Genomic DNA, 8827 nt, shown 5'->3' on the forward strand with positions numbered 1-8827 from the left:
TCACGAAAAAATCAGAGTCTGGAAAAAATCATGAGTAAGAAAATGATTATTCCGACAGGCTCCTAGTAAAATTAATTCTTACTGGCACCAGCAACAAGCAACAAGCCAACTATCAACTACCCCTATGCGTACCTTACTTATTGTCGCCAATTGGAAAATGAATCATACCATTGAGGATTCCATCAAGTTTATCACTCACTTGAAAAAGGCCCTTCTTCTGGGGAAAAAATCCGATATTGTCCTATGCCCCTCTTTTACTTCTCTTTATCCCTTGGCCATGGCACTTCAGGAGTCTGAAACTCCTTTCATCAAACTGGGAGCTCAAAACTGCCACTACGAAAACACGGGTGCTTACACGGGAGAAATAAGCCCCGTCTTTCTAAAAGAAGTTGAATGCAGTTATGTTTTGGTCGGCCATTCCGAAAGACGCCATATTTTTGGTGAAACCGATGAATGGATCGGAAAAAAAGTATCGAGTGTTTTAAAACACGACATGAACCCTATTTTATGTGTGGGGGAAACACTTTTAGAACATGAAAAAAATAAAACGATGTCCATCATTACCCATCAGCTAACCAAGGGGCTCGAGCTTGTTTCAAAAGAAGAAGCTGTACACTTAACAATTGCCTATGAACCTGTGTGGGCCATTGGTACAGGGCATAATGCATCCCCAGAACAAGCTGAAGAGGTTCATGCACAGATTCGTGGATGGCTAGAAACCCGATTTGACAAAACAGTTGCAGCCAACATACGAATACTTTATGGGGGTTCAGTAAAATCGGACAACGCCAAAGATTTAACCAAACAACCCAATATAGATGGTCTTTTAGTGGGAGGGGCTTCCCTAACGGTTGACTCTTTTTCCCAAATTGTTAATGATTCTTGAGTTGTGCGGAAGTGCGGAAGTGCTGAGGTTGTTGTGAGTCTTTAAACATCCGCACTTCAGAACATCCGCACTTCAACACACAAATAAACTATGGAATTCTTACAAACAATCGAACCTGTTATTTTAGTCGTTCACTATCTTATTAGTATTTTTTTGATTATCGTCATTTTACTGCAAGCTGGAAAAGGGGGCGATATGGGCTCCGCTTTTGGAGCAGGCGGTTCCCAGTCTCTCTTTGGAGTCAAAGGGGCCTCAACCCTTCTTTCCAAAACAACAACAGTGGCAGCTTTCTTTTTTTTGATTACGTCCCTCTCGTTATCAAGCATCAAACGCAATGACATGACTTCACTGGGCGGTTCTGTTCTTGACAAAATGGAAGAAAAAAAGGAAGAAGCCCCTCCGATCGCGCCGGAAAATAAAGAGGTGCCACCGGTCCCCGCGAATTAATTTAAGAAAGAGTTCTTTGAAAGGTTGATGAGAATGCTCCAGCTGCAAGGCGACGAGGAGGCCACTCCCTGCACGTACCCCAAGGTACGTCGCAGGAAGCAGTTTACTGTGGTAACGCCGCAGATGGGGCATTCTCATCAACCGTGGATGAATGCCCAGGTGGTGGAATTGGTATACACGTGCGTTTAAGGGGCGCATGCCGCAAGGCTTGCGGGTTCGAGTCCCGCCCTGGGCACAAAAATTGGGCGCCAGCCCAATTTTTCCCGAAGAACGAAGAACGTCAACGAATTTCGATTGCCTTGCCCTTCATTAATGAGGATGGCGCCCAATTTTCGTTCACGTTCTTCGTAATTCGTTCTTCGTTATGGAAACAACCCTCTCCCTCATTCAAATGTCCTGCTCCGAAAACGTTCAGGAAAATTTGAACAAAGCCCTTTTAAAAATTAAAGAAGCGGCAAATCTTGGAGCCCAAATCGTCTGCCTCTCCGAACTTTTCAAAAGCCAATATTTTTGCCAAACCAATGACAAAAAGTTTTTCGATCTAGCAGAACCCATTCCTTCCAAAACAACCGACATCTTAAGTCAAACAGCCAAAGAAAATAAAATTGTGTTGGTGTCCAGCCTCTATGAAGTAACGAAGGAAAAAGAATATTACAACACCGCTGTCGTGTTTGATGCGGATGGGATTCTGCTGGGTAAATACCGAAAAAATCACATCCCGGATGATCTCCCCAACCATTACTCGGAGCTCTATTATTTCAAACCGGGTGATTTAGGGTACCCTGTGTTCCATACAAAATATGGAACCATCGGTGTCCTTGTCTGCTGGGATCAATGGTACCCTGAAGCCGCACGGGCCCTGGCCAACCAGGGAGCGCAAATTATTTTCTACCCCACAGCCATTGGCTGGCCCCGGCAGGAACGCGAACAAGACATTGGAAAAAATGAATTCAGCGCCTGGCAGACCATTCAATGTTCCCACGCCATTGCCAATGGCGTTTTTGTGGCCGCATGCAATCGCACGGGCAAGGAAGATCATCTGGATTTTTGGGGAGGCTCTTTTGTGTGTGACCCAATGGGCGTACTCCTTAAGCAGGCTTCCCATCACAACGAGGAAATTCTCACCCAGACGGTTGATCTTTCCCGAATTAACAAAGTAAGAAAAGATTGGCCGTTTTTGGATTACAGACGGAAGGATTTGTATCATCAATTGTAAATATCCCCTCTCCCTTGAGGGGAGAGGGTTAGAGAGAGGGTGATCTCGGGGCCACCCTCCCTCTAACTCCCTCCCCTCAAGGGAGGGAGGATTTGCCCCATGCCCCCCACCCCCTCCCAACTTGAATATAGAATGCCCGCCGAATGGGAACTCCACTCTGCCACATGGCTTGCATGGCCCCATAATAAGTCTTCATGGCCTGGAAAAATTGAACTTATTCCTGATGTCTATGTACAAATGGTTAAAGCCCTTCACGAAGGGGAAGATGTTCATATTAATGTGAATGATCAGGCCATGGAAAATAAGGTGCATGAAAAACTGTTCCGTTCAGGATGCAACATGAAACATGTTTTCCTGCATCAGTTTCCCAACAATGACGCCTGGATCAGAGACCATGGCCCCATTTTTGTCACACGCTCCCTTCAAAATAAAAAAGAGCTTGCCGTCACCGATTGGGATTTCAACAAATGGGGAGGAAAATATCCTCCATGGGATTTAGACAACATCGTTCCTGAAAAAATAGCCAAATATCTTGGTGTGCCTGCTTTTCGCTCACGCATGATCCTTGAGGGTGGCTCCATTGATGTCAATGGAAATGGATATTTGCTCACGACCGAATCCTGTCTTTTAAATAAAAACCGCAATCCCGGCATGACAAAACCGGAAATTGAAGAACAACTAAAACAATATCTGGGAGTCTCTCATATTTTGTGGTTGGGGGATGGCATCATAGGGGATGATACCGATGGACATGTGGATGACCTTTCCCGCTTTGTCAACACCAATACCATCCTCACCGTGGTTGAGGAAGACCCCAGGGATGAAAACTACAAGGTCCTTCAAGACAACCTGAAGCGTTTATCCAGCATGAAAGATCAAGACGGAAAAGCCTTCAATATTATTCCCCTTCCCATGCCCGGCCCCGTTGTTTATCAGGGCGAACGACTACCGGCCAGTTACGCCAATTTTTACATTGCCAACAAAGTCGTGCTAGTCCCCACTTTCAAAAATCTTAACGACAAAAAAGCCCTGGAAACCCTTCAAAACCTCTTTTCCACACGAAAAGTGGTTGGAATTAATGCAACAGATCTTATCTGGGGATTGGGAGCTTTTCATTGTCTCACACAGCAACAACCGGCGGTGTAATTTTACGGCAATACCTGTCCCAGCTTGGCCCATGAAAGAGCATAAATGGTTTGCCCCTAATAATAATGCCCACCCACCCATTGTGAAAACAGGTTACAGACAAGGTGAAACAAGACAGGGGCTGTGATGGTTCCTCTTTTCTCAAAGAGCCAGCCAAAGGCTAATGCTGGGAAAAAAATAAAAATATGCCACCACTGGAAAGTGAGGATGCTGTGCGACACTGCAAAAACAAGAGAGCTTATTAAAAGAGCGGGCCCCACTTTTACACCCAACCATTTCCATTTTTTGCCAAAATAGGAATTAAGCCGGTTCTGCATATATCCCCTGAAGAAAAACTCTTCCGGAAGGGCCACCAGGGTTAATTGGGCAAAAATAAGCTTCCCCCATCCGGTATAATTTTCCCAATGAAAGGAATGCCCCAGAATGAGTTGATAAAAATGGTTTCCGACAAAAATAAAAGGGAACAAAACCAGTGAAAAGACAAAAAAATAAATCAAAGAGGCCCACAAATCTGAAACCGAATTATCAATGAAATTGATTCTTTCATGTTTTTTGAATGAAAGGGCCAGGGGGGCATACAACAAACCAACGGCCATAATCAGGGAAGTATTCTCATCGATCCAGGAAATACCCTGAAACAAAAAAAGAATTTTAAAAACAAGGATAAGAACACCCCAAACAAGAAAAGCCTCGCGCACGATTTTTGTATTTTCGTTTAAACCGGACATATTGGCCCTTCGTAGGGACGGGTAGCGCAACCGCCCTTATAAAGCTGTGATCTTATACTTTTTCTGCCAGACAAAATAAAAAATACTGCAAACAGCAATGATAACGATCCCTGTAACTTGCGAAGTGGAGATAAGCCCATCCAAATAAACCCCGCGATCAGCATCCCCTCGCAAACATTCAATAAAAAACCTGAAAAAAGCGTACATCATCAGGAAAAGCAGGAAAATTTGTCCCTTGAATTTTCGTCGTGGATAAAACCATTGTAGAAAGAAAAAGATGAACGCCGCATTGGCCATGTCATAGAGTTGGGTCGCATGCAACTTAACACCCGGAAAATCGCTCCCCGCATCGGAGGCCGGGTCTGTAAATGAAAGATGGAGCCAGAAATGGGTGGGCTTTCCATAGCAACATCCCGCACCCAAACATCCAACACGCACAAAAAAGATGATGAAGGGACAAGCCGTGGCCACAAAATCAGCGTAGTCCAACAGAGGTAATTTTTTCACAAAAACATAAAGCAGGGTGCTGGCCATAATGCCGATAAAAGCCCCGTACCCCACAAAACCACCCTGCCATACGTAAAACACACGAATGGGATCTTCCCAGTAATAGGATGGCGCCTCAACAAAAACATGGAAAAGGCGTGCGCCAATGATTCCTCCCAAGGTGCCAAAAAGGGAAATGTCCAAAACGGCAATTTGGGAAAATCCCTTTTTAGGGGCCTGCCAATACAAAAAAAATGTGGCTACAACGGAAGCCACCATGACCATGAAAAAGAAGGTAGGAAGTACCCAGGGGTCGTGATTGATGATGAAGGGAAACATAGCAAGATAGCAGAACATGGTGAGCTAAGTCGAACCATGTAGATGCAAGCCTTGGTTCGATCACCGCGTAGCGGGATTCCGTGTACGGAACGGGGTTCACCATTTCCTACTCTATGTCCGGGGCACGCCAATCGGCGAACTTGTGTTCTTTGGTCACTTTGAGTTCCTTCCGCTGATGTTTGGCCATTTGAAACAACAACCAAAGCACGCCACAGGTAATGGCCACATCGGCCACATTAAAAGCCGGCCATGAAAGTTCAAAGCTTAGTGGATAGCCGAATATTTCCCACTGAACATATCTGTTGTACCAATGGAATGAAAGATAATCGACGACAGACCCCCTAAAGATACGGTCAGATAAATTTCCCACGGCGCCCCCAAAAATAAGGGCAATGGGATAGGGTGCCACTTTTTCTTCAGCAGGAATTTGCTTTAAGAAATGAACCAGGAAACCAATGGCCGCAACAAACAACACATAAAAAAAGATATCGCGATAACTTGAGTCCCATGCTGCCAAAAGGCCAAAAGCACCTCCCGTGTTGCGCACATGGATCAAGTCGAAAAAATTGTTTAAGACAACAATATGATCCCCATAGGCAATTTTTTGGACAACAAGATGTTTGGTGAGTTGATCGAGCAAATAAACAGGCAAAGCCACTAAAAAAAGAATAAGGATTCGTTTTTTCATGAAACAACTCCCTCACATCGCTGGCACAAACCAGGATGCTTTGGCGATTGTCCCACATAGAGAGAATAATTCCAACAACGTTCACATTTTTTCCCCAAAGCCGGCATAACGCTTACGGTTAATGATGGGACAAGACTGCTTTTAAACTGATAGCCCGAAACATTTTCAACAACCTCAACCTGGGACGTAATACAAATCTGGCTCCATTGATCTTGGTATTCTTTTAAAAACTCAAGGGTTTCTCCTTCGGCTGACAAAACAACTTTAGCGTCTAGCGAGTGCCCTATTTCCTTCTTTTTACGCGTTTCTTCCAAGGCCTTTAAAATCTCGTCCCTTATCGTGAGAACACGGCTCCAACGGGCTTCAAGATTTTTATCTTTGATATTTTCGCCAAGCCGTGGCCAGGAAGCAAAAAACACGGATGAAGTCTTCTGTGCACTGACCGGCAAAAAAGACCAGACTTCTTCTGCCGTAAAAGAAAGGATGGGAGCCATGAGTGGAAGAACCGCCATTAAAATATCAAATAAATTTGACTGTGCCGAACGACGTAAAAAACCGGAGGCTTTTTCGCAATAGAGCCGGTCTTTCAAAATGTCGAGATACACGGCAGAAAGCTCAACGGTAAAAAACTTGTTCAATGTGTGATGCACGCCGTGAAATTCATAATTTTGATAGGCCTTCTCAATTTTAGCCACTGTATCAAAAAGAAATCCCATGGCATAACGATCAAGTTCTGTTCTCTTCTCAAACGGAACTAAATCCTTTTCAGGATTAAAATCGTACAAATTTCCCAGCATGAAACGGCACGTATTCCTGATTTTGCGATAAATTTCAGCCAAGACTTTGATGATTTCATCCGAGACACGAATGTCATTTCGGTAATCTTCGGCCCCTACCCACAAACGCAGAAGTTCTGCCCCCAATTCATTCAAAACTTTTTCCGGAGGAACATAATTCTTGGCTGATTTGGAGTACTTCTTCCCCTGTCCATCCACCACAAAACCATGAGTGAGTACGGCCTTGTAAGGGGCCCTGTCACGGGAGGCAAGGCTGGTTAAAAGAGATGAATGAAACCATCCCCGATGCTGATCAGAACCTTCAAGATATAAATCGGCAGGGCTTCCAAGCTCAGGGCGACGCTCCAAAACAGCGGCATGCGAAACACCGGAATCAAACCACACATCCAAAATACTTGCGTCTTTGATAAATTCCCTGGAACCGCATTTGCAGACTGTATTTTCAGGAAGAAGGGGTTTAAAATCCTTCCACCAGGCATCTGCCCCTTCCTTTTCAAAAATCGAACAAATAGAGTCACCAATTTTCTGGTTCAACAAAGGAGTTTGGCACTGGGCACAATGGTGAACAATGATGGGCACTCCCCAGACACGCTGCCGCGAAAGACACCAGTCCGGCCTGTTTTCGATCATCCCAAAAATACGATCGTGCCCCCATTGGGGGATCCACTTGACATCCCCATTGATGCAGCGAAGTGCTTTTTTGCGCAAATCACTGTGCTCAAGGGATAAAAACCACTGCTTGGTGGCCCGGAAAATGACGGGTTTCTTGCAACGCCAGCAATGGGGAAAACTGTGATTTAATGTTTGGGTCGGTGCATTTAAGAGGATTTTCTTTTCATGTAAAAAATGAACAATGACGCCATTGGCCTCTTTAACCTTCACCCCTTCCCATTGTTTTACTTCATCAAAAACAGCTTCGGCCATCGAATCTTTCAAAAACCGTCCGGCTTCATCCACGGGGCACAAGGTTTCCAACTTGTTTTTTTGACCGATTTCATAATCTTCCTGACCATGGCCTGGAGCGATATGGACAAGCCCCGTACCCGTTTCAAGAGTCACGTGATGCCCCAACACGACAGGAGAAATTCTTTTAATAAAGGGATGACGGTATTCAAGTTTTAATTGGGCCAAACTTGATCCCAAAAAAACTTTTCTCTCAACAGCTTCTCCCTTAAACCCGATAGCCTCAAGAAAAGCATCTTTTAAGGCGCGTGCCAGCAGGTAATGTTTGCCTTCAAGCTCAAGAAGAACATATTCGAATTTTTCTCCCACCGCCACGGCCACGTTGGCCGGCAAGGTCCAGGGAGTTGTTGTCCATATGACCAAAGAGGCATCTTCAACCTCTTCCGCTTCAAGTTTGAAGGCATCAGCCAGGGGAAACGCCACATAAATGGAGGGTGAAGTGATATTTTCGTATTCGACCTCCGCCTCTGCAAGGGCGGTCTGGCAGGAAACACACCAATACACCGGCTTTTTCCCCTGATAAATAAAACCCTTGGTATACAAACCTAAAAATTCGCGCGCGATATCGGCTTCGTATTGATTGGTGAGTGTGAGATAGGGATGATCCCAATCGCCAAAAATTCCAAGACGTTTAAAATCCTTTTTTTGATCTTCAATGAATCGATGCGCATAATTCCGGCAGGCTTCCCGTTTTTGTAACGGGGTTAGGCTGGCCCTGTCTTTGTTTTTTTCAGCAAGCTCCTTGATGGCTCCCAATTCGATGGGAAGCCCATGGCAATCCCAGCCCGGAACATAGGGGCTTACAAAGCCGGACATGTTTTTGTACTTAACAATGATGTCTTTCAAGATTTTATTGAGAATGTGACCAAAATGGATGTGCCCATTGGCGTAGGGAGGGCCATCATGCAAAATAAATTTTGGGTTCTTCTTGTTTTTTAACAGAAGCTTTTGATAGACATCCTGGTCTCCCCATTGCTTCAAAGTCAGGGGCTCGCGCTGGGGCAAGTTGGCCTTCATCGGAAATTCAGTCTGGGGCAAGTTAAGCGAATTTTTATAATCCATGGGTTCCTTTTTTTTCACATAATTTTTTTAAATGCAAATGTTTAGTCTGGGGGCTCGTGAGGATTGCTC

General features: G+C 44.8%; 8 protein-coding genes and 1 tRNA gene. 5 read left to right on the forward strand and 4 right to left on the reverse strand.

The genetic code is table 11. The features are described from left to right. The first annotated feature begins 124 nt into the window (after positions 1-124). The 5 genes from A2048_08315 (at position 125) to A2048_08335 (ending at position 3695) form a co-directional block, all read left to right on the forward strand. A complete protein-coding gene (locus A2048_08315) occupies positions 125-886 on the forward strand; it encodes a triose-phosphate isomerase (GenBank protein OGP07464.1) in 762 nt (253 codons plus the stop codon). A 90-nt stretch (positions 887-976) separates the two neighbouring features. Next, positions 977-1333, forward strand: coding sequence for a preprotein translocase subunit SecG (locus A2048_08320; GenBank protein ID OGP07465.1), 357 nt, complete (start codon positions 977-979; stop codon positions 1331-1333). 153 nt (positions 1334-1486) lie between these two features. After that, positions 1487-1571: transfer RNA gene (locus tag A2048_08325), tRNA-Leu, on the forward strand. 126 nt (positions 1572-1697) lie between these two features. Continuing rightward, entirely contained in the window at positions 1698-2549 is an 852-nt protein-coding gene (locus tag A2048_08330) for an acyltransferase (protein ID OGP07466.1), read from the forward strand. 99 nt (positions 2550-2648) lie between these two features. Then, positions 2649-3695 carry an agmatine deiminase gene (locus A2048_08335; protein OGP07467.1) on the forward strand — a complete coding sequence of 349 codons (1047 nt, stop codon included), beginning with the start codon at positions 2649-2651 and terminating at the stop codon, positions 3693-3695. Positions 3696-3751: 56 nt separating this feature from the next. Here A2048_08335 and A2048_08340 read toward each other — a convergent pair whose 3' ends face one another. The 4 genes from A2048_08340 to A2048_08355 form a co-directional block, all read right to left on the reverse strand. Then, positions 3752-4423 (reverse strand): hypothetical protein, encoded by a 672-nt coding sequence (locus A2048_08340; protein ID OGP07468.1) that lies wholly within the window; start codon positions 4421-4423, stop codon positions 3752-3754. A gap of 36 nt (positions 4424-4459) precedes the next feature. Then, on the reverse strand, positions 4460-5248 hold the full coding sequence (locus tag A2048_08345) for a hypothetical protein (GenBank protein ID OGP07469.1): 789 nt from the start codon (positions 5246-5248) through the stop codon (positions 4460-4462). A gap of 106 nt (positions 5249-5354) precedes the next feature. Then, positions 5355-5936, reverse strand: a complete 582-nt coding sequence (locus A2048_08350) for a signal peptidase II (GenBank protein ID OGP07470.1) — start codon at positions 5934-5936, stop codon at positions 5355-5357. Then, positions 5933-8758 (reverse strand): isoleucine--tRNA ligase, encoded by a 2826-nt coding sequence (locus A2048_08355; protein ID OGP07549.1) that lies wholly within the window; start codon positions 8756-8758, stop codon positions 5933-5935. The genes A2048_08350 and A2048_08355 overlap by 4 nt, the downstream gene beginning before the upstream one ends. Between the last annotated feature and the right edge of the window lie 69 nt (positions 8759-8827).

Source organism: Deltaproteobacteria bacterium GWA2_45_12 (assembly GCA_001797365.1).
Taxonomy (GTDB): domain Bacteria; phylum UBA10199; class UBA10199; order UBA10199; family UBA10199; genus UBA10199.

What these genes read in the sequence shown, in the direction of transcription:
- A2048_08355 (OGP07549.1), bottom strand. Translation starts at nt 8,758, where the DNA reads ATGGATTATAAAAATTCGCTTAACTTGCCCCAGACTGAATTTCCGATG.
- A2048_08320 (OGP07465.1), top strand. Translation starts at nt 977, where the DNA reads ATGGAATTCTTACAAACAATCGAACCTGTTATTTTAGTCGTTCACTAT.
- A2048_08350 (OGP07470.1), bottom strand. Translation starts at nt 5,936, where the DNA reads ATGAAAAAACGAATCCTTATTCTTTTTTTAGTGGCTTTGCCTGTTTAT.
- A2048_08340 (OGP07468.1), bottom strand. Translation starts at nt 4,423, where the DNA reads ATGTCCGGTTTAAACGAAAATACAAAAATCGTGCGCGAGGCTTTTCTT.
- A2048_08335 (OGP07467.1), top strand. Translation starts at nt 2,649, where the DNA reads ATGCCCCCCACCCCCTCCCAACTTGAATATAGAATGCCCGCCGAATGG.
- A2048_08315 (OGP07464.1), top strand. Translation starts at nt 125, where the DNA reads ATGCGTACCTTACTTATTGTCGCCAATTGGAAAATGAATCATACCATT.
- A2048_08330 (OGP07466.1), top strand. Translation starts at nt 1,698, where the DNA reads ATGGAAACAACCCTCTCCCTCATTCAAATGTCCTGCTCCGAAAACGTT.
- A2048_08345 (OGP07469.1), bottom strand. Translation starts at nt 5,248, where the DNA reads ATGTTTCCCTTCATCATCAATCACGACCCCTGGGTACTTCCTACCTTC.